Raw genomic sequence first — 25,325 nt, forward strand, 5'->3', positions numbered from 1 at the left:
CTCAAAGGGGATGGTGAGTTTTGCTCACAGAATTTTGTTTGACTTTTTTTATATATACAAAAATAAATTTCAAATATTCGTTTTTTTTAAATTTCCTAAAAAAAAACTTACCCCTTTGTTTTTATATTTTCCAATTTTTTTTCACATTTCGACGTGTATATAAGAGATATAAAATTATGGCTTACGTAGTGAGCCATAATTAATCATTATTTGTGCAATCGATTGCTCATTGAGCAGTGATTTGTAAGTACAACACCTGTTTTTGTTTGTTTAACTATCAATATAAATGCCTATGAGACAAAATCGGCATACTTGGAGAGGTATGTCAAAATCATTATGAATATCTCCAAAAGTTTGATTAACTTATTTAAAACCCAAAATGTATGAAAAGAATAGTACGTGTATTTCGAGAAATTCCCAGATGGGGTACAAGCGCATCCGCATTGCTCCTATGTTTGGGACTATCTCATTCGCCAGCTGCTGCGGATAGCCTAAAGGCATCCAACGAGATGGCATTTTCGGAAATGGCAGACTTTGCTAGGATCACCGGAACGGTTAAGGATTCAAATGGTGAACCTATTCCTGGCGCGACGGTAGTCGTGGAGGGCACTGGAGCAGGAACTGCCACCGATATCGATGGTAAATTCACATTAGATGTTCCAGAGGGAAGTACTATTGTGATTTCCTTTATTGGATATAAGCCTACCCGGATGACTATCGGCAATCAAACTACCGTTAACATCGTGCTGGAGGAAGACATGTCCTCCCTTCAAGAAGTAATCGTGGTAGGTTACGGTACTCAGGAAAAACGAAATATTACCGGAGCCATTGCGTCTCTTGACGAGCGTTCCATCCGTGAAATCCCCGTGGCTTCTGCCGTGGAGGCTATCCAAGGTCAGGTAGCTGGTGTGGATGTCGTTTCCGGTGGGGGACGTCCTGGTCAGGCACCTCAGATCCTTATTCGGGGAAGAAGATCAATTTCCGCATCCAACGAGCCGCTTTACGTAATTGACGGAATTCCTCAGACCAGTGCAGGGTCTGCCATCTTTGATATCAACCCACAGGATATTACTTCCATGGAGGTATTGAAAGATGCCGCAGCCACCGCCATTTATGGGTCCAGGGGTGCAAACGGTGTGGTGATCATCACCACCAAGCGGGGTAGCACCGATAAAACCACCGTTTCGTACGATGGGTATTATGGTCTTTCCAATACCACTTCCCGTGTACGCATGATGAATGGAGAGGAATTTGCCGCGATGAAGCGCGAATCCAGAAGGTGGGACCCAAACACCCGTGCGGCGGCGTGGAATGGAGTAATTCCGGACGATGAGTTTGTGTTTTTGGATCCCGTTGAATTGGAGTCGTTGGCGTTGGGCCGTTCTACCGATTGGTTGGATCTGATCCTGAAAACCGGATACCAGACCAACCATCAATTCAGTGTAAACGGTGGTAATCAGAATACGCAGTTTAATATCTCTTTGGGGTATTTTGACGAAGAAGGTATTGTGGATAATATGGATTACCAGCGGGTAACTGCTAGGATAAACCTAGACCATAAGATCAGCAAGATATTCAAGGTAGGAACTTCCTTTACTGCTTCCTCAGTGATTCAAAACTGGGGATCTGGATCAGCCCTCGGAGAAGCCGTAGCTAATAATCCACTGGGCGTACCCTTTAACGAGGATGGCAGCATTCGTTTCCTTCCTACCAATGATGGAATACGTACCAACCCACTCTCAGAATTGGTGCCCGGCGCATTTATGGATGAGAGACGATTCACCCGAATTTTTGCTCCTTTTTACATGGAGGCAACGATTACGGAGGGGTTGAAGTTTACTACAAACGCCGGCCCAGATATACGTTTTAGAAGGGTTGGAAACTTTAGGGCTAGACAAACCAATGCAAACAGAGGTGGGCCAGCGAGTGCGTCACTAGAGAATGAGCTTGATATGGGATATACGGTAGAGAATATCCTCAATTATTCCAAATCGTTCGGTATTCATAGCCTGCAAGCAACTGCCTTGCAGAGTATACAAGGTCTGAGGTCAGAGAGACATCTGACCCAGGTGTCCAACCTGCCTTACGAAACCCAATTGTTTTATGACTTGGGGTCTGCTGAGGTTAGAAATAATGTGGCTAGCCACTTGAGAGAATGGACGCTGGCTTCCTACATGGGTAGAGTAAACTACGAATTGGCTGGTAAATACCTTTTCCAAGCTACTTTGCGCGCCGATGGTTCGTCACGTTTAGCACCCGGAAGACAGTGGGCTTATTTCCCAGGTGCATCTGTAGGATGGAGGATGATAGACGAAGATTTTATGAAGGGCCAAAACGCGATTACCGAATTTAAACTAAGAGCTTCATATGGTAGGGTAGGAAATACCTCCGTGGATCCGTATCAGACCTTAGGTAGACTTCGTCGCACAGTCTATGCATTTGGCGAAACCCAAGCCCTTGGATTTGGTCTGAATGAAATCCCCAATCCGGATTTGGGATGGGAGATATCTTCTACCGTAAACGGTGGAGTGGACTTTGGTTTGTTTAATAACCAACTTTCCGGTTCGTTTGAATATTTTGTTACTAATACGACTGATATTCTACTCGCTCGAAATCTTCCTTTCACTTCCGGTTACAACAATATCCTACAGAATATTGGAGCAACCCGCTCCAAAGGCGTTGAGTTGAGTATTAACGCAACTCCAACGGACACACCCAAATTCCGATGGGATATCCAATTCAATATTTCGCGATGGAGGGAGGAAATCGTGGACTTGGTGTTCAAGGACGAGAATGGCAACTCCATGTCCGACGTGGGTAACCAATGGTTTATTGGACAGCCTATCCGGGTGTTCTTTGATTATGAAAAGATCGGTATCTGGCAAGCTAACGAGGAAGACTTAGCACGTCAAATGGATCAGAAAGTACCTGGAGAGATAAAGCTGAAAGACCAAGACGGAGACGGCAGAATAACGCCAAACGACCGGATTGTGCTCGGTACAGACGTGCCCGATTTCGTGGGTGGTATCACCAACCGTTTTCAGGTGGGCAACTTTGATTTGAGCGTATTCTTTTTTTACAGGGTCGGACACATGGTAAGGAGCCGCTTCCACGATAGCAATAGCGGATTGTTTGGTCGCTATAACAACCTGCTGGTGGACTATTGGACGATAGACAATCCCACTAACGAAAACCCTCGTCCCAATGTAAATCAGGAGTTTCCGAGAGATGGATCTACCCGGTCTTACTTTGACGGCAGCTTTGTGAAGTTACGAAATGTCACCCTTGGGTACAACTTGCCTGCACCTATTGCGAACAAGTTGTTTATGAGCCGAGCCAGGATTTATGCGACTGCGCAAAACCCCTTGTTTTGGGCAAATTTCGATACCTGGGATCCAGAAATTGCGGGCGAGCTCAATGCAGGAGTTGTGCCTTCGGCTAGGCAGTTCCTAATGGGTATTAACATTTCATTTTAACATTAGAAATCAATGAAGAAATATATAAGTACCATAGCACTAGCAGCAGTCGCTATATTGGGTAGCTCCTGCGAGGAGTACCTAAGCGAACAGTTGGTAACTGGCGTTTCCGCAGGGTCGTTTTATACCACTGCGGCTGGATTCGAGTCAGCGGTTAATGCAACCTATTCAGAGACCAAGTTCTTCTACGGACCGGAGCGGGGATTTTCGATGACGGTATTCGGTACCGATGTTCACACCAATGGGGCCGACGGTAGCCACAAGATGCTCAACTTGTACGACGGCGGATTGAATCCGGCCCAGGCATTTGTTCGAGATACTTGGAGGGATTTTTACCGAGGTATCAATCAGGCCAATGCGACGATCAATCGTTCCCAGGATATCCCGGGTCTGTCAGAGCAGCACAAGAATTTGCGCTTGGCAGAAGTTAGATTTCTTCGGGCGCTCTATTACTTCAATCTCGTACGGTTCTACGGTGATGTACACCTTTCGCTTGAGGAAACTCAAGGGGTAGAAATTACCGCCAATCGCACGCCCGCCGGTCAGATTTATTCGGAAGCAATCATCCCCGATCTCCAATTTGCGATAGCCAACCTACCCAATTCCCAATCAGATTACGGTAGGGCAACAAAGCCCGCTGCGGAATTTCTGCTGGCAAAAGTATACATGACCAGAGCGTATCAGAGCTATGGTCAGGGAAATGGAGATGCGCAAGAGGCAGAGCGGCTAATGAGCAATGTAATTAATAATTATAATTTTAGTTTGTTGACTGATGTAGCTGCACTCTGGGATATCAATAACCAACGAAATGCGGAAATCATCTGGAGTATTCAAAACAACAAATCACAGGTGGATGAGGGTATAGATGGACAAGGCCATCGGGGACACCTCTACTTCCTGATGGAATACGATGTGTTGCCTGGCATGGCGAGGGATACAGAGAATGGTAGACCTTGGAAGCGTTTCCGACCTACACCCTTCCACCTTGGGTTATGGAACCGGGCCATCGATTCCCGCTATGATAAGACCTATAAGCATGCTTGGATATCGAATAACGAAGGGAATATCCCGCGTTGGACTGCCCAGGATGCCGCAGCAGGTCATATTCCTTCCAACCTAGTCGGCGAAAGGAAGTTTGCAGTAGGTGATACCGCTGTCTTTATTCCAGGTCCAGGCAAGGATGCAGAGTGGACCGCTGCCAGAAAAGCAAGAACCCGCTATTTGGTCATCACCGATGATGTGTATGACGAGCGGTGGTACCCATCCCTCAATAAGTGGATAGATCCTACGCGTCCCAATAGACAGCATGAAATGGGGCAGCGGGACCATCCCCTAATGCGCTTGGCTGACGCTTACTTGATCCGTGCCGAAGCACGTATTATGCTAGGCAACACAACCGGGGCCGCAGAGGATATCAATGTGATACGTAGAAGGGCTGCTTGGCCTGGAATGGAATCTCAGATGGAAATCACCCCTGCTCAGGCTACCTTAGACTACCTACTAGATGAGAGAGGCAGAGAGCTGGATGGCGAAGGTCACAGGTGGTTTGACCTGGCAAGGACCAAAAAGCTAATTGAGAGAGTCCGCCTTCACAATGTAGAAGCTGGGCCCAATATCCAGGAATTCCATATCTTAAGGCCTATTCCGCTGGAACAGATTGACCGATCAGATGGAGGCTACCCTCAAAACTGCGGTTATCCAGGAGCAAATTGTTAAACTGATTTATATGCATTCGAAACCCCCGGGTCCTTGGCCAGGGGGTTTTTCGTTGTTACCCTGGCATGGTACACAAATCGCTCAATAATATGTACTTTTTGGATCTTGATTTTTGTAACTTTAGCGTTCTTGTTATTTTGAACCCCAAAAGCTATTACCCCATGCGCGCTTCTATTTTCTTGACAAATATGCTGATTTTTGCACTCTTTGTTGCTTGCTCCAACTCTCACTCCCAAAAGCAACCAGTACGTCAAGGCCCACCCAACGTAGTTATCATATTTGCGGATGATTTAGGTTATGGGGATCTTTCGAGCTACGGCCACCCAAGTATAAAGACACCCCACTTGGACCGAATGGTGGCTGAGGGGCAAAAATGGACAAATTTTTATTCCGCGGCAAACGTTTGCACACCCTCTAGGGCCGCTTTGCTGACAGGTCGGTATCCGATACGCAATGGCATGTGCAGCGATGTGCGGCGGGTACTGTTTCCCAATTCAGCGGGTGGATTGCCCCAGTCGGAAAGCACCATTGCCCGTGTGCTCAAACCGGCCGGATATGCTACCGCGGCTATCGGAAAGTGGCATTTGGGGCATTTGGAGCCCTTCCTACCCACTTCCCACGGATTTGATTATTATTTTGGTATCCCGTATAGCAACGACATGGATGCCGTAAACGATCTGGATCGACGGGAGAAGTTTTGGAATGCCAAAATCGAGTATTTCCAAGTACCCCTCATGCGCAATACCGAAATCATCGAAAGACCGGCAGACCAGACTACTATCACCAAGCGGTATACGGAAGAGGCCATTGCATTTATGGACTCGCACAAGGAACAGCCGTTTTTTGTCTATTTGGCGCACAACCTGCCCCATGTGCCCCTTTTCGTTTCCGAGGATTTTGTTGGGATTAGTGACCGGGGTTTATATGGGGATGTGGTGGAGGAAATTGATTGGGGTGTAGGGCAGATCTTAGATTACCTGCGATCCAGCGGACTGGCAGAAAATACCCTGGTGGTATTTACCTCAGACAACGGACCTTGGGTCGCCTACGACGATCATGGCGGAAGTGCAGGCTTGTTTTATGGAGCCAAGGGGACCAGTTACGAGGGAGGTGTACGGGAACCGGCTATTTTCTGGTGGCCGGAAAAAATCGCTCCGGGAATTGTAACGGGGATGGGCAGCACCTTGGACCTGTTGCCTACGGTTGCCTCGCTTGCCAATATTGCCTTGCCGGATGACCGGGTTTACGATGGGTACGACTTAAGTGGATCCTTGATTGAAGGATTGCCATCCCCGCGCGAGGAAATGTATTTTTATCATGGTACCCGGCTTTTTGGAGCCAGAAAGGGTTCCTACAAGGCCCATTATTACCAAAACAATCCCCGTGGCTATCCAGAGCGAATGGAGGTTTTGGAGCAGGCTAAACTGTACCAGGTACAGCATGACCCAGGAGAGCAATATGATCTTGCTGCTATGCATCCGGAGGTATTGGAGGAAATAGCCGAAATGGTCGAACAACATCGGAGCAACATGGTTCCGGCACCTACAAATCTTGAAACACGTATCGATGCCCCTTAACACGGGAACGGTATGGCAAGGTGTTGGATAGCCAACCTCATACCATCAGATTCCACGTGTTCTGGCATATCTCAGCTGCGTTTTGATACTGGATGAATGCGATCACTTTTAATTATGTCTAGCAAAAACAGGTAATTTTATTTTGCCACTGAAATGTTTTTTCAGTGAGTTGTTCTTTCTTTGAGTTATGGGAATAAAACGTTTGCTTAGATTGATTGTTCGATTTCGGAACAAAATCCAATTTCTGTTATTGGCGTTGATCTTAATCATAGGATGGGTATACATGCTCTATGGGATGATCTATGGTACGCTTAACGTGGCCGTATGGATTATTTTCTTCAGTCTATCGATTGTACTAAAGTTGTTTGCACTGTTCAGGTTTGGTCACCTGAAGAAGGCAGGTACCTAGGTAAAAGATTATCTTCACGTCTAGGTGGCAATAAAGCAAAGGGTTTTTCACTCCCATTTTATTAAAGGTATACTCCTAGCATTGCGCAGCGATGGCAGGGAGATAGATGAGCGGATTCTCCCGAGCAACCCCCAAATTGAGGGCGTTTTTTTGAATGACCTAAAGGACTTCCATTGTCCACCAGCTTTTTATTCCCTGCCCCGAATGGCATGTTGGTTTAGGTATTCATACAGCAGTCCGAGAACCGTGTCGCGGTCCATGTCCAAAAATTCGTGTTCACGGTGATACATATTGAAGCCGATGATCCATTCGTCCAACTCGGGTTCGCGAAGCCCGTAGTGGTTCATCAGGACCTGCTTAATGGAATCTGACCTGATAACTTCCAAATAGGCAGCTTGCCTTGCAAGCTTTTCCAATGCCCGTTTGTACTGTCTTTTGTTTCTTTCCCTTTTGGTAAAATAGGAAATTGGCCCGTCTATGGTGAAGCCCGGCGTCATCTCTGTAAGAGACCCACTGTGGCCCGGCATGATCCTTCCTGGCCCCATTGGTTTTCTGTTTGGATCCTTGTCAAGGGAAACACTCGGTATATAAATAGATGGTCTTTCGCCGTAAACACTGACGGCAGGCAGCCCCACAGCATCAAAGATCATGGAAACTACTTGGTGGTTTGTTTCTTTAACCACTGTAGTAAGGGTAACATAGCCCTCTTTGCTAAATACTACCGAATCTCCTTGTACCACCTCCATACGGAAATGCCCAAGGTGACCACTGGTAAAAGTTGCGGCTGTCCGCATATTCTCCACCTTTACCCCCTGTAGGTAGGAATGATCCAATGCATCTATGATATTCCCCGTCAGCACTTGGCTCTGAACAGATAAGGCTGTGATGAATAATAAGGAAAAAAGTAGGATGGATTTCATAAACAAGCGAATGGTTTATAGTGGTAAAGAAAATCCTTTAAAGCGCCTGTGAAATGCCCTCTGACCGGTTTATATACCACCAGACTTTGACTGACTAAGGTACAGCCAGCCTTTCACCTGCGAAAAATTTTCATGTTAATATATGCTAATAGGGCATCGATCGCAGAGGTAAGTCTAAGTCACTTTATCCAATCCGTTTTTGGACTAGGTATAAAAAAAGCGTCCAGAAAGACGACCTGGATGTCTTTCTGGACGCTGCGAATGCCAGGGATTGTCAAAAGACAGTGACCTATCCTAAAACTTTTCGGGTTCGGACCAGTCGCTCCATTCTAGGTGCTGGTCTCGGTACCGTACTCGGAAATACCGTTCCGAACCACCGGTGATACGTAATACCAACTCATCCCTGAGATCATCGTCGGCCTGTTGGTTTACGTTGTAGAAGAAGTCTTCCGCCTGTTTCCAGCTTTCGTGGAGCAGCTCCTTGAAATCCGGGGTGGCAGCAATCTGCCAATGGGAAGCATAATGAACGGCTCCCTGTCGCTTGCTGGCAAAGTCCGAGCCTTTTAAAATGAGCTGCCCGTTCACTCCGTTGCCAACCACACCTTTGGTACTTGGTTTGTCCGGATGAATCCCATACCTCCAAACCGTCACTTGATCGCTTAGTTCGTTGTCTTTGAAGGTGTATTCATTTCCCCGGCTGATGCGTTTGAGTGTGAAGGAAGGGTTTTGCTTTTTTGGGTCTACCTCGATGACGACAAATCCGTATTCCGGTTGGGATACGCTGAACTCTGCATAGTTGCGTTGTGCATATTCGCCCCAATAGTCAATTCGGCCACTGGTGGAAGCCACATTGACCCACAGGTGCCGGTGGTCCCGAGACTGACCGCGGGAGTAGGCGTGGGTGTGCCCGAATAAATGGGCCGAGGGTTTTCCAGATTTTTCCGTAAATCCCTCCAATAGTTCGATGACCTGTCGGGTATATTCCAATTCCCCAACCAGCCAAAACTCGGTTTTAAAGGGGTGGTGTATCTGGAGAAATACAAAGTCAATCTGGGTATCCTCTGCGGTTTTTTCCAGTACGTCGGCTAGCCAATCGGTTTGCTCTTTGATTCGATAGGGCGTGTTTGAGTCCAACCCAATGACCCGTACGTTTGCATAATCCGTATACCACCAATGGCCGTCATAGGCTGCATTTCCATTTTGAGGCAGTCGAAAGTACTTAAAAAAGTAGTCGGAGTTGTCTTCGTGGTTTCCCGTAACCGGATAAACAGGCACATGGCTGAAAATCGGGGCAGTTGGCCGGAAGAAATGCTGCGGCCATTGTTCGTAGATCTTGCCACGTGCCACCAAGTCTCCTGTTACTAGGACCATTGCCAGGTTGTTATTCAAGGGGTTTTCAGGACTGGTATTAAAGTATTTCAGGATGCCTTGATGTACGGTTTCTTCCAATTTGTCCGGTAACTGGCCGTCTATCTGCGAGTCACTGAATATCAATAGCCTGAAAGGGTTTAGGGTGTCTTTTTCGGGATCAGGTGGCGTGACAAATTCGTACACAGGGGAGATGAACCCGCCGGTTTTTACGCGGTAATAGTACCGAGTGGCGCTTCGCAGGTTCCGCAGCGTCACCTGATGTAGGAAGGAGTTTTCATATGCTACATGGCTGAGGTTTCCCGTTGCATGCAGGTCAAGGTTTTTGGAAAGTCCGTACTCCACGATGCTTTCCTCTCCGCTGTCTGTTTCCCAAGTAATATACATGCTACTCGGGCTGGCATTTTGTAAAAAGGGTTGAACGATCACTTGTTGAGCAAGAGATGAAGCAATTGACAGGAAGATAATTGTAACAGCACTGCTGAGAATTTTTTGGAAACTGGGGAGTCGGTAGGCCATTGAGGATAAATGGGTTATCAAAGGGGTGTTTTTTAAATGATAGTACTTCGTACTGTAGAAAAGCGACTAGTGTTGTCGGGCATGTTTAACCTTTTTCAAGATGCAGGTCTAAGTTCGTAAATTTTCAATATATTGGTAGTTACAAGGCATTAAATCTTTTTTAAAAACCAGGTTACCCTTATGGACCATTCCGCACTAGAAGAATTTTACACGCGCTATAGCCGAGAACTGAGTCTTCTTAGAATGCTTGCACTTGATATACGGTGGTCATGGAACCACGTGACGGACACTTTGTGGAGGCAGATAGATCCTACACTTTGGAGAGCTACCAAGAATCCATGGATGATGCTTAAGCGTGTTTCCATGGATAGACTGACCTATGTTTTCTCGCAACCGCAGTTCTTGGAGCTTTTGGAGGATCTTAGCAAAGAAAGGGAAACGATGTACCAGTCCCCCGCTTGGTTTCAGCAAACCTATCCAGAGAGCCCTTTGAAGCGGGTGGCCTATTTCAGTATGGAATTTATGTTGGACGAGGGTCTTCCTATTTACGTGGGAGGGCTGGGAAATGTGGCGGGAGATCAACTTAAGGCTGCCAGTGAGCTGGGTGTTCCGGTAATTGGGGTTGGGCTGTTTTATCAGCAGGGGTATTTCCGTCAGGAAATTGATCGGTTCGGGAACCAGCAAGTGCGGCAGCCATACAACGAACCTGGTCAGGTGCCCGTGTCTCCTTTGCGGAAGTCGGACGGGGAGTGGTTACGCGTGCAGGTTCGCTTTGGCGGATTTACCGTTTGGCTGAGATGTTGGGAGGTGTATGCCGGCAGGGTAAAGTTATACCTGCTGGATAGTAACGATCCGGCTAATCTACCGGTGCATCGGACGATCACCAACGAAATCTACAGTGGTGGTCCCGACCATCGTATCAAGCAGGAGATTATTCTGGGCATCGGTGGGTGGAGGTTGCTTCAGGCCTTAGACGAGATTCCGGATGTATGCCATCTGAACGAGGGTCATGCGGCATTTCTGGTACTCGAGCGCGCAAATTGGTACAAGGAGACCTATGGGGTATCTTTTTGGGAGGCCTTGGAGTTGACCCGTGCGGGCAACGTATTTACCACGCATACGGCTGTGCCTGCTGGGTTCGATCGTTTTGATGCGGGTCTTGTGGGGCAGTTTTTAGGAGAATATGCGGTGAATGAGCTAAACATCGATTTTCCTTCCCTGATGCAGATGGGTAGAAAGCACCAAGACGACGAGCACGAACCCTTTAACATGGCTTTTTTGGCGATTCGGGGCAGTGCTGGGATAAATGGAGTGAGCAAACTGCACGGAGAGGTCAGTAGAAAGCTATTTAGCGACCTATTTCCACGATGGCCCCTATCCGAAGTTCCCATCGGACACGTGACCAACGGTGTTCATATGGCCACTTGGGATGGTAAGTTTTCAGACAGGCTATGGACGGAAGCCTGTGGGAAGGACCGGTGGCGAGGCGATTTGGAGACGGTGTCAGCCGAGATATCCAAGGTGCCATCGATCGATTTGTGGGAGATGAGAAATGAATCAAGGTCGCATCTGGTCAATTTTGCAAGACGGCATTTGGCAAATCAATATAAGTTAGGGGGGCAGGATAGCTTAGCCGCACAGACGGAGAAGATGTTTTCGAAAGATGCCCTGACTTTGGGCTTTGCGCGAAGGTTTGTAGCCTATAAGCGAAGCAACTTGTTGCTAATGAGAAAAGACAGGTTTGCCGCCCTGCTAAAAAACTCAGACAGGCCGGTTCAGCTATTTATTGCCGGTAAGGCGGGACCCGGGGATCAAGTGGGCACTGGCCTTATCCGGGAGTGGGTGACCTTTATTCATGAGTTTGGACTACACGGAAAGGTTGGTTTTTTAAGTGATTACGACATGGCAGTAGCCAAACAGCTCGTACGAGGGGTAGACGTTTGGCTAAACACGCCCAAACGTCCATGGGAGGCCTCAGGCACGAGTGGAATGAAGGTTTTGGTAAATGGTGGACTTAACCTGTCCACACTGGACGGATGGTGGGCGGAGGCCTACGACCCCAAGTTTGGATGGGCATTGGGAGATCAACAGGATCATGAAGGTGATCCAAACTGGGACGATTGGGAAGCAGAGCAATTGATCCGGCTGCTAGAGGAGCAAGTGGTACCGGAGTTTTACAACCGGAACGCCGAGGGTGTTCCCGACAAGTGGGTGGACAAGATGCGGCACAGCATGTCGTTCCTGACGCCGCGTTTTTCGGCAAACCGTGCCGTACGGGAATACACCGAATCCTACTACCTGCCTGCAGCGACCCGCTACCTGGAAAGAGCCATCCAAAGTGGGGAGCGCTCAGAGCGGTTTTTACAAGACAGGGCGGAGCTACATGCGAATTGGAGCAATATTTCCTTTGAGCAAATAGCTTGGTCTGAGAAAGAATCTGGGAGGAAGGTAGCCTTGGTGGCGGGTCTCGGAAAGATGAATTCCGATTGGATTGAATTTCAACTCTATGCCGAAGCAACGGACGAGTATGAGCAGGAAACAAGGATTTTCCAAAAAGAAGCTTTTGATGCTGCCTACGGGCTTACCCATTATTCATTGACGATTCCCGGTGACCGGCCTCAGGAGCACTATTCTGTCCGAATGATTCCTAAGTTACAGGGGTTGTCATATCCGCTGGAGTTGGCTTTGATCCGTTGGTGGGAATAGCGTGATTAAGATGGTCATCGGAGCAGCTAACTGGTTAGAGGATTGTTTCAAGCCGTTTTAGTTTATCTCCGATTTGAGACTTCATACTTCGAAAAAACCGATGTCTTTCTTTTTCTCCTACCGAGCTGATCAAGGTTGATTTCTTGATAAGATTATTCAGGCTTTTGAACATGGTGTCATTTAGGTTTGGGTCAAAGGATCCTAGAAAGTAGATGACACTGTGGTTAAGGTAGGTGATTCGCTGTCCGTCCAACTCAGCCATAAAGGTATTGTCACCCAAAATAAACTGATTTGTAAGCAGCCGGAAGGAACCGGAATCTTCGCTCGGTTGTCCATACATTTCGAATTTCACCCCTAGTTCAGCCTGTTTTTCGATATGCTCTATCATTTCCAATACCTGTTGGTAGAGCAGCTTGGCATCTTCTGGGCGGCCAATATTCCCCATCTCTTCATACAGCTCGATTTGGCGAAGCGTGGTTTGTATATTATCTGGATTCCATATTTCTGTACAGGGGATCAGGTTGTAGAGTTTTGCTATTTGCAAGCCCAGATGGTACAGGTTTGGGTACCGGTGTATCGATGGATTGAAAGCCTGATCCTTAAGTTCTTCATAATGCAAGATCGACTTCATCCAAAAGAAAAACTTGAAAGCAGCTAATTCCGGATGGTAGAAATGATAAAATGGAGGGATATCTTTTAGCAAAAAGTAGACGTGCTTGTCTGTATACCGGTTTACCATTTCCAGTTGCAACAGCATATCTTCCAGCCAGACCTGAAAGCGATTGGGTCCACTATCATTTAGCTTTCCATGAAACAGTATCGCTTTGGTATTCAGGTTCAACAATTGATCCAGCGAAAGTTGGAAATATTCGCAAATTTTTCGAATCTCATTTAGGTTGATCACTTTCTCTCCCCGGATTCTGCGATATGCCGAGTCAAGGCTGATGTTGAGCAGGTCCGAAATTTCATGGACGAGAGATTTATGGGAGGGGATCAGGGTTTTTAGGTGGTCAAAAAACCTTTGCTGGAAGTCAAAATCGTGCATGGTTAACGAAAAGCATTAGAATCGGGTGAAACAAACGAATGGTTTGCTCGGCTTCAGGCAACACAGTCACATCAACTTCCCTTGGATGGAATTGATTCGCTTATCTTCGAATATGCCGAAATAATAGCGGTTTATTTCCTCATAAGTTAGGTATGTTTTTAATTATAAGCAAAAAAAATAAGAGATAATTTTGTCTATTTATAACTGGGTTGTTCAGGTATTCATACTCGTTTCTAAATGGTCAGCTGTCCACCTAAAGACTGACAGGGAATCTCTGCCTGCCGGGAGGCCGCATATAGCATTGGGATCATCCGTACTAGCTGCCAGACATAGGTCTGTCGTCGGAAGCTAACTTCAGATACCACCTCAGCGCATTTGTCCTGTAAATCTTATCAATAACGGGTTTAGGTAGCTTCATCCCCTTAAAGCTGCCGGACACCTTGGGCACTTCCATCAGTTCGTCGGTTACAAAAAAACGCCAATGGCGCAGCCAAATCTCATGAGCATGGGCCATAAAATCCGATTTCTCGGTTAGTCCCTTTGCGGCAATATCCGGTGCGCTGCTGCGAAGATCCGTTCCGTATAAGATGCGGTCCTGATACTTGATAAGAAAGTCGTGCACACTTTGCCAGTCGCTTACTGCCTGATGCTGAAGGTGGGAAATCCGTTCTGCGAGATCCACCGCCATATGAGGAAAATCATCAAGCCTTTTAGCTAATTCATGTACACTCCATTCCATACTGCCCAGATGTGCACCAATAAAGTTAAGCTGGGGATATCTAGCCAAAAGCCGGTCCCTTGCTGCAATTTGCTGGTCATAATTCGGGTATTCTGGGTGCAGGAACATATGGTATTCGGGATTTTCCCTGAAATAATCCCGGTCGCCTTGCACCGTCATTTGTTCGAGGGGTAGCCAAGTATTTTTTGGTTCACCTAGGTGTGCCAGTAGCGGGATGTTTTGTTGGATGAGGAACTCGATGATCGGTTTGAAGGCAGGATGGTCGATCATGACAAAATCGCCGTTCAGATCCCTCAGTTCCATTCCGATGTTTTTCCAGACCTTTACCCCAATCGCGCCTTTGGCTACCATTTCAGTCAGATAAACGATGACAGACTCCGCCCATCCGGGTTGGTGAAAGCCCTCCAACGAAAAGGTGGTTATAAAATGAACCTTGCCGGGAAATTGGGGAAGGATTCGGAGGGAGAATTCATCCTGCTTTCGCGGAGATAGGTCAGGGGACGTAAAGACGCTTACGTTGACCAAGGAAAAATTGTCCTTGATCGCCTGCTCGGCAAACAGCGTATCAAAATCCTCCCACATGTGCATATGGGCGTCTATTTTTTCCACTTTGCGGAAATCTTCTAGCGTATAGTATTGGGTTGGCATATCGTTAAAACTCGTTATTTAGAATGTTTTGTATTTCTTTTTATAAACTATCCAAATCCTGAGTGGCATAATAGATTCTTTCTTTCTTTATACCATGATATACATGGATAATGAAATTTCTAAATGAACGTGGGATGTGCCAGGGATAATCATATTTATTTAAAATGCGGTCATCTATATGACGGATGGCTTCACCAATAATTAAAAACTGATACTGAACTGCACTTTGAATTTTTAGGTCTTCCAAAAAGGTGTTTTCGTCCACACTATCAACAAATTCTTTGATTAATTCAATTGCTTGAAGGACATGTTCAGCCATTTCTCTTGGCGTGGGCTTATCCATAAATTTTTTGTAAATTTTTGTTTGCAGTTTCAAGGGCAAAAGTTTTCAATTGCCCTTTTTCTGTGATGTCCACTTTCCTATTAATCTTGGTTTCTATGAGATAAGCAATATCCAAAAGATCAAACATTGAATACCTTTTTCTCTCGTTGAATTCAATTATTATATCAACGTCACTCGTTGATTTGGCCTTTAACCCTGCCATTGAACCAAAAAGCCAAGCAGAAGCTACCCTGCCATCACTTTCGAGTATGCCTTTTATATTTGAAATCAGTGTGTTTATCGTGTCTTTTGATAATGTTTGATAACCTACCTTCTCCTCTGCCACTTGCAACGCTTGCAAAGCCACCTCTTCATTCGCCACTTCATACATCAGCTTGTCAGACAGCCATGAAACAAGCAATTCCGTTTCTTTAATCTTGAAATACTCGGCAAGTTTTATCACCTGTTCACGGCTCGCCTTCCGATGCCCTCGTTCAATTTTGCTCAAAATTGCCTGGTCAATATCGAGGTATGCAGCAACGGTACGCAGGGGCAATTCCATATCGACCCGAAGTTTTCTTATCGTTTCGCCGAAGCTGTCCATTTTGATTGATTTTGTTTTGAATTATTTTGTCAAATCTAACTTTTTTTGGTAAGATTTAAAATACGGATAGCGTGTTGTCACAGAACAATTACATTTGGATCGATGGTTTCGCCCAATGGGGTAGCCCATCCGAACAGTTTTATATTAAAGGTCACTTTTGGGTGCGGTTTTCATGGAAGGAATCAGTGTGGCGCATTTCGCCATTGGGTTGTTAATTTTCTAGTTTAATGTTTCTACAGCAACCTTTGCAGGCTTTTGTCCCTGGTGTTACTCAAAATTGACTATTTTTACTTATAAAAACCATGATACCTATGAATTCGGCGAGAATCCTGTTTTTTTCCATTGTGTTCCTTTGCTTCTGCTCCTGCCAGAAAGGAGAAATTCAGGGGGAGGAAATCCAACCCTATGCGGAAGGAAGTTTTGGCTACGATGTAGATTTTTTGGCTGGCGTTGATGAGAGTTTTATTGTCTTGGCGGATGGGGGCTCCCAGATCCTGCTTTCTCCGCGGTTTCAAGGGAAGGTTTTTACCAGCACTGCAAAGGGCCTATCGGGCACCAGTTACGGATGGATGAACTACGATGCCATCGGTTCGGGGATTATTGCCCCCCACATCAATGCGTATGGGGGAGAGGACAGACTGTGGCTTGGTCCGGAGGGAGGCCCTTTCTCCATCTATTTTCCACCGGGATCTGAGATGGTTTTCGACAACTGGCAGACACCGGCTTCCATTGACAGCGAGGCTTGGGAGTTGACGGAATCTACAGAGAGGAGTGCCGCCATGGTCAAAACCCTTTTGCTAAAAAATTATTCTGGAACCACGTTTGAAGCAAAACTGGACCGAACCGTTGGCCTTGTGGATGCTGAGAGCATGGAAATGGATCTAAGCGTTTCAGTCCCAGCCTCGGTTTCGTGGGTAGGATTTGAGTCAGTCAACGGGCTAACCAATATAGGCGAGACATCCTGGGGGCAGGAAAACGGCACGTTATGTTTGTGGGTTTTGGGGATGTTTAACCCCTCTGACAAGTTGATGGTACTAGTTCCCTATGTGGAAGGTGCAGTGGATGAGCTGGGAGAAATCGCTACCACCGACTATTTCGGTGAGATTCCCGAAGAACGGATACAGGCTGTAGATGGACTGTTGGTTTTCCGGGGAGATGGAAGATACAGAAGTAAATTGGGCCTGTCTCCTAAGCGGGCTAAATCTCTGCTGGGCAGTTTTGATGTTGATAGCAATGTATTGACCGTAGTCACCTACAATAAGCCTTCGGGGGAGCTCCCCTATTTGAACCAAGTATGGGGTCCGCAGGATTTTCCCTACGCAGGCGATGCGATCAATTCGTACAACGATGGGCCCCTGGAGGATGGCACGCAAATGGGCCCATTTTATGAATTGGAGACTGTATCTCCTGCGGCATTTCTATCACCTGGCGAGCGTTTAGAGCATATACACCGTACCTATCACTTTGAGGGGTCAGAGGAGCAGATGAGTGAGTTGCTAGGGGAGATTTTTGGTATTACGCTGGAAGTACTCAAAGAAAAATTATAATGGAAATGTCACCTTATCCGATAGAAGAAGTAGTGTATTGCAAGAGCGGCAGGGCGATATCCAATCTGAAAATCACTTAATCAACCCGTTGCTAACAAAAAGAAGGCGGGTGACGTTATCCTGATGAATACTATGTTCACCTCCCGTTTACAAGGTACCCACCGTGAAGTGATCGAAGCGGATAGGGTACTAGGCTTAGACGTATACAAATAACAGATTGCATGGTGCAGGTTTTTCCAAGTATTGGTAGGTTATTTACAGTTTCTATGCTTTTTTTTGGAAGCTTTTTTTCCTATTCCCAACAGGGCTATAGGGAGTTTATCCCCGTCGAACCGGCTATCCTGTCCAATACGTTTGTGAAATGCTTTTTAAAAGACAGGATGGGATTCATGTGGATGGGGACCGCTGATGGACTGATGCGGTATGATGGTACCAATGTGGTCCACTTTGAGCATAGTCCGGAGGACCCTTACAGCATTCCCCACAACACCGTAAATGTGGTTTTAGAAGACTCTCTAAATAATCTCTGGGTGGGTACTTCCCAGGGCTTGAGCATCTACGAACGGAATTTGGATAGATTCCTTCCCATTGATTCCTTAATAGGCATTCAGAACTCCCTCAACAACCGGTATGTAACCTCGCTAGTATCCGATAGACTAGGGAGGGTATGGATTGGTACGCACGGCAACGGTGTGAATGTGTTTGATCCAAAGGGAATGATGTTTACCTACCTGGACGGGCTGGACTTCCGCACGCCAGCTCCTTCCCAATACATTAACCACTTAGCGGTCATCAACGATGAGATCTGGTGTGGCACCAAAGGGGGGCTTAAAGTCTATAAAGTAGGCACTATGGAGCCCGTGGACGTTCCGCCGATCATCGGAAGGGATATGCGCAACGAGCAGGTCACCCAGGTTGTGAAGGGTCGGGAGGGCGATGTGATGGTTTCTACGTTAAGTGGTCGAATAATTAGCCTAGTTCCGAGAAACGGATATTATTTTCAACAGGATTTGATTCCTGGGGACCTGACAGCAAACGGTACCATGAAGAGTACCTTGAGTTTGGTACAGGCTGAAAACGGAGATGTTTGGGTAGGAGGCGAATTTTCGGGGCTGAATGTCATCCAAGCAAAGCGGGGAGGCGTAACAAGACTTTCCCAACAGGGAGAAAATTCTTTTCCTACCAGCTCGATCAGGGCCATATACGAGGACGACGAAGGGTTTGTGTGGATTGGAACCTTTAACAAAGGTGCTTATTTGCTTCGAAATAACGTGCCGAATTTTGACGATTACCAAAAAGGTCCATTTTCGGAAGCGGTGTTAAGAGGGAAAAATGTCCGGGGTTTTGCAGAAGATCCCGTAGGTAGGGTTTGGATGGCGTACGATGAGCTGGGGTTAGTGATCTATGACCCCCGCACCCAATCGCTGGGGAAGCCGCCATTTCCCATCGAGACGTTGGATACCAATTACCTGACTGCGTTGGCGTTTGATCGAAACGGTGATTTATGGATAGGGACCGAAAGTAGAGGTATCTTTCGATACAGCTTGAAGTCAAAATCTATCAGCCGCTTCGAGCTGCGTTCAAATGGGTTTGGAGACAACAATGTCTTTTCAATTTACGAAGATAGACGAGGGCGCATTTGGGCGGGGACTATAGGAAGCGGACTTTTTTATTACAACCAGTCGGTAAACCAATTCGAGTTGCTATGTGAGGAGGATAAGCCGGACTTTATCACCAGGACCTCCTATGTTAGTTCTTATGCAGAGGATGCAGATGGCACCTTCTGGGTAGGTACCATGTACGGACTATATGCGCTGACGCCTTTGGCAGCCGGCGGTTACTCGTACAGGTTATTCCTTCACGCGCCGGGAGATTCGTTGGGCCTGAGCAGCAGCACCATTCAAACCTTGTTTCTCGACGAACGCAATAACCTTTGGGTGGGTACAGCAGACAATGGGCTGAACGTGAAGCGGAACGGATCGGACCACTTTGAAGTGTTTCGATCTAAGGATGGCTTAGGAAGCAATGCGATACGGGGTATCACCACAGATATGCATGGCGATTTGTGGATTGCGGGCAGCAGAGGTATTTCCAAGATGTCCATGGAGGAAAGGTCATTTACCAATTTTTCGCAGCTTGACGGACTATCTTCCAACAACTTTATCCACAATGCGATCTTAAGGGCACGGGATGGCAAGCTGTTCTTCGGCAACAACAATGGGTTCAACGCCTTTCTTCCAGAGGATATGCTACCCAATGAAAAGCCGCCGAGGCTATATCTGACCGATTTTAAGATTAATAATCAGTCGGTATTGGTAGGTGCTCCCAGGTCACCGCTAAAGGAGCATATCAGCATCTCAACGTCCTTGGAGTTGACCGCAGATCAGCGCTCTTTTGTCTTAGAGTACGTTGCAGTAGGCTATGGATACCCGAATCGTCATCAATATTGCTACATGCTGGAAGGGTTTGACAAAGATTGGAACTGTGCAGTCAATAACCTACAGGCTACCTATACCAATATTGATCCGGGTACTTACACTTTTTTGGTTAAGGCGTCCAATAGCGATGGCGTTTGGTCCGAGGATCCTGTCCGATTGGAAATTCGGGTGTTGCCCCGTATTTGGGATACTTGGTGGGCCAGACTGGGCTATCTATTGGTATTCGGTGCTTTGTTGACATTTTTTTATAAGTTTCGAATGGAGCGGGTCAAAATGAAAAGCCAACTACAATTCGAACGTATGGCAAGAGAACGGGAACATGAAATCAGTGAATCGAAAACGCAGTTTTTCACGAATGTTTCCCACGAATTACGCACGCCCCTGAGCCTGATCCTTATGCCACTCGAGGGATTAAAGGATTCACCCAAATTGAGCAAGGCTGCCATGGACAAGGTGCAAACCGCCTACAATAGTGCCAAGAAGATGATGGGTTTGGTTAATGAATTGCTTGAATTCAATAAGTTGGAAAATGGGAGTGTGAAGCTCAATCTAAAATATGGAGAGGTAATCCGCTTTTTGGATGAACTAATGGCAAACTTCCGGGGGTTGGCTGAACAGAAAGAAGTAGCCTTTACACTTCATTCGGATCGTGAAGAAATATGGACCTGGTTTGATGCCGACAAGCTGGAGAAAATAATGGCGAACATTCTGTCCAATGCGTTTAAATTCACACCGGATAGCGGAAAAATCACGATCAGGGTGACCTGTAGGCCGGCAAAGCGCAAATCGGATGGCGGCGCTCAGTGGTTGGAGTTGCAGGTAGTCGACAATGGAATAGGAATTTCTGCCTCGGAATTGCCTTTTATTTTCAATAAATTTTTCCAGGCTAAGTCTGCGGATGCTATTCCGAATCCAGGTACCGGTATAGGGCTGGCCTTTGCCAGGTCTTTGGCAGAACAGCATTTGGGCACCATAACAGCTCAGAGTATCCCTCACGAACGGACCACCTTTACCGTTCAGCTTCCCTTAGGAGAAGCTGCCTACAGGGAGAAAGGCTTACTCGCAACGGAGCTGGATGCTGCTTCTAGTGCAGCAGAGTTGGAGGAGGCCGTCTCGGAGGAAAAGGCGAAGCGTCAACTGTTGATAGTAGAAGATAACGATGAGTTGCGGATGTATTTGGTGGCTGAGTTTGAAGATGAGTTTGAAGTGCTTGACGCGAAGGATGGGGAGGAAGGATTGCGTCTAGCGGTAGACCATGTGCCCGATTTGGTGTTGAGCGATGTCCTTATGCCCAAGATGTCTGGACTGGAGATTTGTCGGGAGCTTAAAAGCAATATGAAAACAAGTCATATTCCCGTGGTCCTTCTCACTGCAAAAGCCACGGTAGATGACCAGGTTTCAGGTATCGAAAATGGCGCGGACCTATACATTACCAAACCATTTAGCATTCGGGTGTTGAAAGCCAGTGTGGTTAAATTGATTGACTCCCGTATAGAGCTTTTTGCGAAATTCAGCCAAGAGGTATACCTCACCCCCTCCAAGCTTGCAGGAAGTAAGCTAGAGGAGGAGTTTCTACAGCAAGTGGTTGGATACATCGAATCAAATATTCAAGATAGCCAGCTTGGCGTGGATGCGATTGCCGATAATCTAAACCTGAGTCGTACCCAAGTGTACCGTAAAATCAAAGCCTTGACCGGTAAATCGGTCGTGGAGTTTATTCGAACCGTCCGGTTAAAAAAAGCAATCAAATACATGGATACCAAGAAATACTCATTAGGGGAGATTTCTTTTTTGGTTGGCTTCAGTTCCCCCTCTTATTTTACCAGGTCTTTTCGGGAGACTTTTGGCAAAGCACCTTCCGAATACATTCGGGATTGATTCTATCTGGTGCTTAATTGACAGATTATCAGGGTGTAATCTGCTATGAATCAAAATTGATAGCGATTGTTAAATTTGTACAACTGCAACTTTCGTTTTTTTAACAATTTAGTGATCGAAAAAAATGGCATTTCCGGCCGGAGTGTTCCAAGCAAGCTAATCGATTAATTGAAAACGGTAACTGCCCTTTGACCGGCGGTTTTATACATGCACTTCTCAAAAGCATGGAGAGGTGCAAGCATGTCTATGTTCAAAACTAAACCAAAATAACAACTTGAATAAACCCAATTGTATGCGAAAGTTCATGTTACCAAACCTACCATTTGGGAAGATTGGGGTGATTGGCAGGCGGATATGCCTCCTATTCGTCATCTTCCTGTATTACGATATTGCAATGGCCCAAGTGTCCGTGTCTGGAACGATACGGGATGATTCCGGAGAAACGCTTCCGGGTGTAAATGTACAATTGAAAGGAACCAGCTCTGGAACCATCAGCAACATTGATGGAAGTTACTCGATCACTGTCCCAAACGAACAAGCCGTATTGGTGTTTTCGTTTATTGGCTTAACCACCCAAGAGGTCACTGTGGGAAACCGGACCGTTATAGACATCACGATGGACTCCAGCCTAGAGGCGTTGTCTGAAGTAGTGGTTGTTGGATATGGAGTCCAACGTAAGAGTGACATCACAGGAGCCATGTCCAGTATAGGTGATCGCGACCTTCGGGACGTGCCTGTGGCAAATATCACGCAGGCGCTTCAGGGTAGGGCTGCGGGTGTTGAAATAAATTCGACCTCCAGTCGCCCAGGTGCCGGGGGCCAAATCCGGATTCGGGGTAGTCGGTCTTTTACCGGCTCAAACGACCCACTGATCGTTGTGGATGGGATTCCGTTCACAGGAACGATCAACGATATCAATCCAGATGACATCACGTCGTTGGATATTTTGAAAGATGCTTCTGCAACTGCTATATATGGTTCGAGGGGGTCAAACGGTGTCATTTTGATCACTACACGGCGTGGTACTTCGGGGAAAACCGAGTTCTATTACAACGGCTATACCGGTATAAATGGTGCCATCGGACAATACCGGGTAATGAACGGCCAAGAATTTTCTCGGTTTCGCGATGAAGCGGTGGCGGCAGGCGCGGCGTATGCTGCCACGGATGACGAAGCGGCTAATCTGGCGGCAGGACGCGACGTAAATTGGCAGGACGAAATGTATCAAGGCGGCTACATCACCAATCACCTAGTGGGAGCGCTCGGGGGCACCGAGACCACGCAATTTAACCTTTCCGCCGGTTATTTTAAGGAGACTACTGTTATTCCGGGCCAAGATTTCCAACGGTACTCCCTCCAAGGTGTGATCGATCAAAAGATCGGTAGCCGGGTGAAAATTGGAATGAGTACCAAAAATTCGTTTAACATCAACAATGGAGAGGGCGTAAGCAATATGTTTTCTTTGCTTACACTTAGCCCGCTTTTCAACGCCTACGAGCCGGATGGATCGATCAATGTGTTTCCAGGTATCGGTAGCCCAAATCCAGAAACGATTAACCCCCTTCTTGTACGCAACCAAGATAATTGGGCCCAGCAGCGACGAAGGCTACGAACATTTAACAGTTTGTATGGTGAAGTAAAGTTGGCCGAAGGCTTGACTTACCGTTTGAATGTAGGGGTTGATTTGTCGCAGGACAATTACGGATTCTTCGCAGGATCGAACACTCCATTTAGAAATGGATCAGTCAATCAGGCGGAGGTGCAAAACACCAACAGTTGGAGTTATACCCTAGAACATCTCATCAACTACGATAAGACCTTTGGAGAGGATCACAAGTTCTCCTTCACAGGGCTCTTCTCTGCGCAGGAAGCAGAGGACTTTGGTAGTGCTGCTTTGGCTACCGGATTGCCTGCAGATTATATGCTCTATTATAACCTAGGCTTAGGAACGTCTTCCGTGCCATTAAATAACAACTTCTATGCGAGATGGGGCTTACTTTCCTACATGGGCCGCGTGAACTATGCGTTTCAAGATAGATTCCTAGTTACTCTGACTGCACGTGCTGACGGTTCTTCCCGGTTGGCAGCTGGAAATAAGTGGTTTTATTATCCAGCAGCTGCATTTGCATGGAATATGCACAACGAATCCTTTCTTCAAGGAAGCGAAGTACTCTCTAATTTAAAATTAAGGTTCGGAATCGGTACAACGTCTAATCAGGCCGTAAATCCTTATGCGTCCCTTGGAGGGCTAGGAGGGTTTGATGGGCGAACCGCAGAGCCCTATAATTTTGGATCCACGGGTGCCTTTGGATACTTGGTTACCGCCTCACCCAACAACAACCTAACTTGGGAGTTTACCACGACTACCAATTTGGGATTGGACTTTGGATTATTTAACAACCGGATCATGGGTACCTTGGAAGTGTATCAACAGGACACCAAGGACATCCTTCAGTTTGTTACCCTTCCACCTACTTCAGGTGTAGGGGGAGTTACCCGGAATGTGGGAGAATCCAGAAACCGGGGAATTGAGCTAACCCTTAATACACTGAATGTGGAGCGTCCTTCCGGATTTACCTGGACCACGGATATCAACTTGTATTTGAACCGAAGTGAGATCCGCTTTCTAGCCGGAGGGGTTGATGCAGATATTGCACGGGGTTGGCACGTAGGACATCCAATCGATGTGATCTACGACTTTGAAAAGATTGGAATCGTACAGGAAGGGGAAACCTATTTGCCGGGATTTTTCCCAGGAATGATCAAAATCAAGGATCAACCTACGATCGATACCACCGGAGACGGAATACCTGATACACCCGATGGTGTGATCAACGCGGACGATAGGGTAATACTCGGAACTCCCCAGGCAGATTGGGCTGGTGGATTAACCAGTAGAATGTCCTACAAAGGCTTTGATTTCAATGTGGTTGCTTTTGGCCGGGTTGGGGGGATGCTGGTGAGCAACTTCTATCAGGCAAATATCGGTAATCCAATTAATTCGATGGAAGGAAGGAGAAACGGTCCCTTGGTGGACTATTGGACGCCAGACAATCCCACCAATGCTTTTCCTCGCCCGGGTATGGGACAGGTTCCCGAGTTTGGGTCAACCTTAGGGTATTTTGATGCGACCTTCATGAAAATCAGGAGTATGCAGTTGGGATATTCTTTTTCCAATAACTTCCTAGAGCGAAACAAGCTATCATCTCTGTACATCTATTTGCAGGCTCAGAATCCCTTCCAAGCCTTTTTCAGTGAGTATGTTCGTGCTGGCGGCTTGGATCCTGAAACCAACGGCTTTGGGGGCTCTGTGACGCCCGGATTTGGGCCCAATGGCACCAACCGGCTGACGGTCAATCCAAATACACCTCCCACAAGAGCGTTTATTTTAGGTATAAACTTTAGATACTAAG

14 protein-coding genes are annotated in these 25,325 nt (G+C 46.8%); 8 read left to right on the forward strand and 6 right to left on the reverse strand.

Annotated elements, in window-relative coordinates:
- Positions 1–383: 383 nt before the first annotated feature.
- The 4 genes from JJU34_RS07390 (at position 384) to JJU34_RS07405 (ending at position 7,178) form a co-directional block, all read left to right on the forward strand.
- Entirely contained in the window at positions 384–3,476 is a 3,093-nt protein-coding gene (locus tag JJU34_RS07390) for a TonB-dependent receptor (protein WP_228691696.1), read from the forward strand.
- 12 nt (positions 3,477–3,488) lie between these two features.
- The gene (locus tag JJU34_RS07395) at positions 3,489–5,192 is read left to right on the forward strand and encodes a RagB/SusD family nutrient uptake outer membrane protein (protein WP_228691697.1); all 1,704 of its coding nucleotides are present in this window, start codon (positions 3,489–3,491) and stop codon (positions 5,190–5,192) included.
- A gap of 161 nt (positions 5,193–5,353) precedes the next feature.
- Positions 5,354–6,769, forward strand: a complete 1,416-nt coding sequence (locus JJU34_RS07400) for a sulfatase (protein WP_228691698.1) — start codon at positions 5,354–5,356, stop codon at positions 6,767–6,769.
- A gap of 211 nt (positions 6,770–6,980) precedes the next feature.
- Positions 6,981–7,178 carry a hypothetical protein gene (locus tag JJU34_RS07405; protein ID WP_228691699.1) on the forward strand — a complete coding sequence of 66 codons (198 nt, stop codon included), beginning with the start codon at positions 6,981–6,983 and terminating at the stop codon, positions 7,176–7,178.
- A 188-nt stretch (positions 7,179–7,366) separates the two neighbouring features.
- Here the strand turns inward: JJU34_RS07405 and JJU34_RS07410 are convergent, their stop codons facing one another.
- Both JJU34_RS07410 and JJU34_RS07415 read right to left on the reverse strand, forming a co-directional pair.
- On the reverse strand, positions 7,367–8,098 hold the full coding sequence (locus tag JJU34_RS07410) for a hypothetical protein (RefSeq protein WP_228691700.1): 732 nt from the start codon (positions 8,096–8,098) through the stop codon (positions 7,367–7,369).
- Positions 8,099–8,392: 294 nt separating this feature from the next.
- A complete protein-coding gene (locus tag JJU34_RS07415; RefSeq protein WP_228691701.1) occupies positions 8,393–9,985 on the reverse strand; it encodes an FN3 domain-containing metallophosphoesterase family protein in 1,593 nt (530 codons plus the stop codon).
- Between the two features lie 180 nt (positions 9,986–10,165).
- On the opposite strand from JJU34_RS07415, the gene glgP reads away from it, so the two are divergent.
- On the forward strand, positions 10,166–12,691 hold the full coding sequence (gene glgP, locus JJU34_RS07420; RefSeq protein ID WP_228691702.1) for an alpha-glucan family phosphorylase: 2,526 nt from the start codon (positions 10,166–10,168) through the stop codon (positions 12,689–12,691).
- A gap of 34 nt (positions 12,692–12,725) precedes the next feature.
- Here the strand turns inward: glgP and JJU34_RS07425 are convergent, their stop codons facing one another.
- The 4 genes from JJU34_RS07425 to JJU34_RS07440 all read right to left on the reverse strand — a co-directional run bounded on the left by JJU34_RS07425 (position 12,726) and on the right by JJU34_RS07440 (position 16,049).
- Positions 12,726–13,736, reverse strand: a complete 1,011-nt coding sequence (locus JJU34_RS07425) for a helix-turn-helix domain-containing protein (protein WP_228691703.1) — start codon at positions 13,734–13,736, stop codon at positions 12,726–12,728.
- Between the two features lie 316 nt (positions 13,737–14,052).
- The gene (locus JJU34_RS07430) at positions 14,053–15,123 is read right to left on the reverse strand and encodes an amidohydrolase family protein (protein ID WP_228691704.1); all 1,071 of its coding nucleotides are present in this window, start codon (positions 15,121–15,123) and stop codon (positions 14,053–14,055) included.
- Positions 15,124–15,163: 40 nt separating this feature from the next.
- On the reverse strand, positions 15,164–15,466 hold the full coding sequence (locus JJU34_RS07435) for a HepT-like ribonuclease domain-containing protein (RefSeq protein WP_228691705.1): 303 nt from the start codon (positions 15,464–15,466) through the stop codon (positions 15,164–15,166).
- A complete protein-coding gene (locus tag JJU34_RS07440) occupies positions 15,459–16,049 on the reverse strand; it encodes a helix-turn-helix domain-containing protein (RefSeq protein ID WP_228691706.1) in 591 nt (196 codons plus the stop codon). The genes JJU34_RS07435 and JJU34_RS07440 overlap by 8 nt, the downstream gene beginning before the upstream one ends.
- A gap of 311 nt (positions 16,050–16,360) precedes the next feature.
- Between JJU34_RS07440 and JJU34_RS07445 the strand changes: the two genes are divergently transcribed.
- From JJU34_RS07445 to JJU34_RS07455, 3 genes are all read left to right on the forward strand, one after another.
- Positions 16,361–17,596, forward strand: a complete 1,236-nt coding sequence (locus JJU34_RS07445; RefSeq protein ID WP_228691707.1) for a DUF6786 family protein — start codon at positions 16,361–16,363, stop codon at positions 17,594–17,596.
- 266 nt (positions 17,597–17,862) lie between these two features.
- Positions 17,863–21,912, forward strand: coding sequence for a two-component regulator propeller domain-containing protein (locus JJU34_RS07450; protein ID WP_228691708.1), 4,050 nt, complete (start codon positions 17,863–17,865; stop codon positions 21,910–21,912).
- 292 nt (positions 21,913–22,204) lie between these two features.
- Positions 22,205–25,324 (forward strand): TonB-dependent receptor, encoded by a 3,120-nt coding sequence (locus JJU34_RS07455; RefSeq protein WP_228691709.1) that lies wholly within the window; start codon positions 22,205–22,207, stop codon positions 25,322–25,324.
- The last annotated feature ends 1 nt before the right edge of the window (position 25,325 follow it).

The organism is Lunatimonas sp., assembly GCF_020832325.1.
In the GTDB taxonomy this organism is placed as follows: Bacteria; Bacteroidota; Bacteroidia; order Cytophagales; family Cyclobacteriaceae; genus Lunatimonas.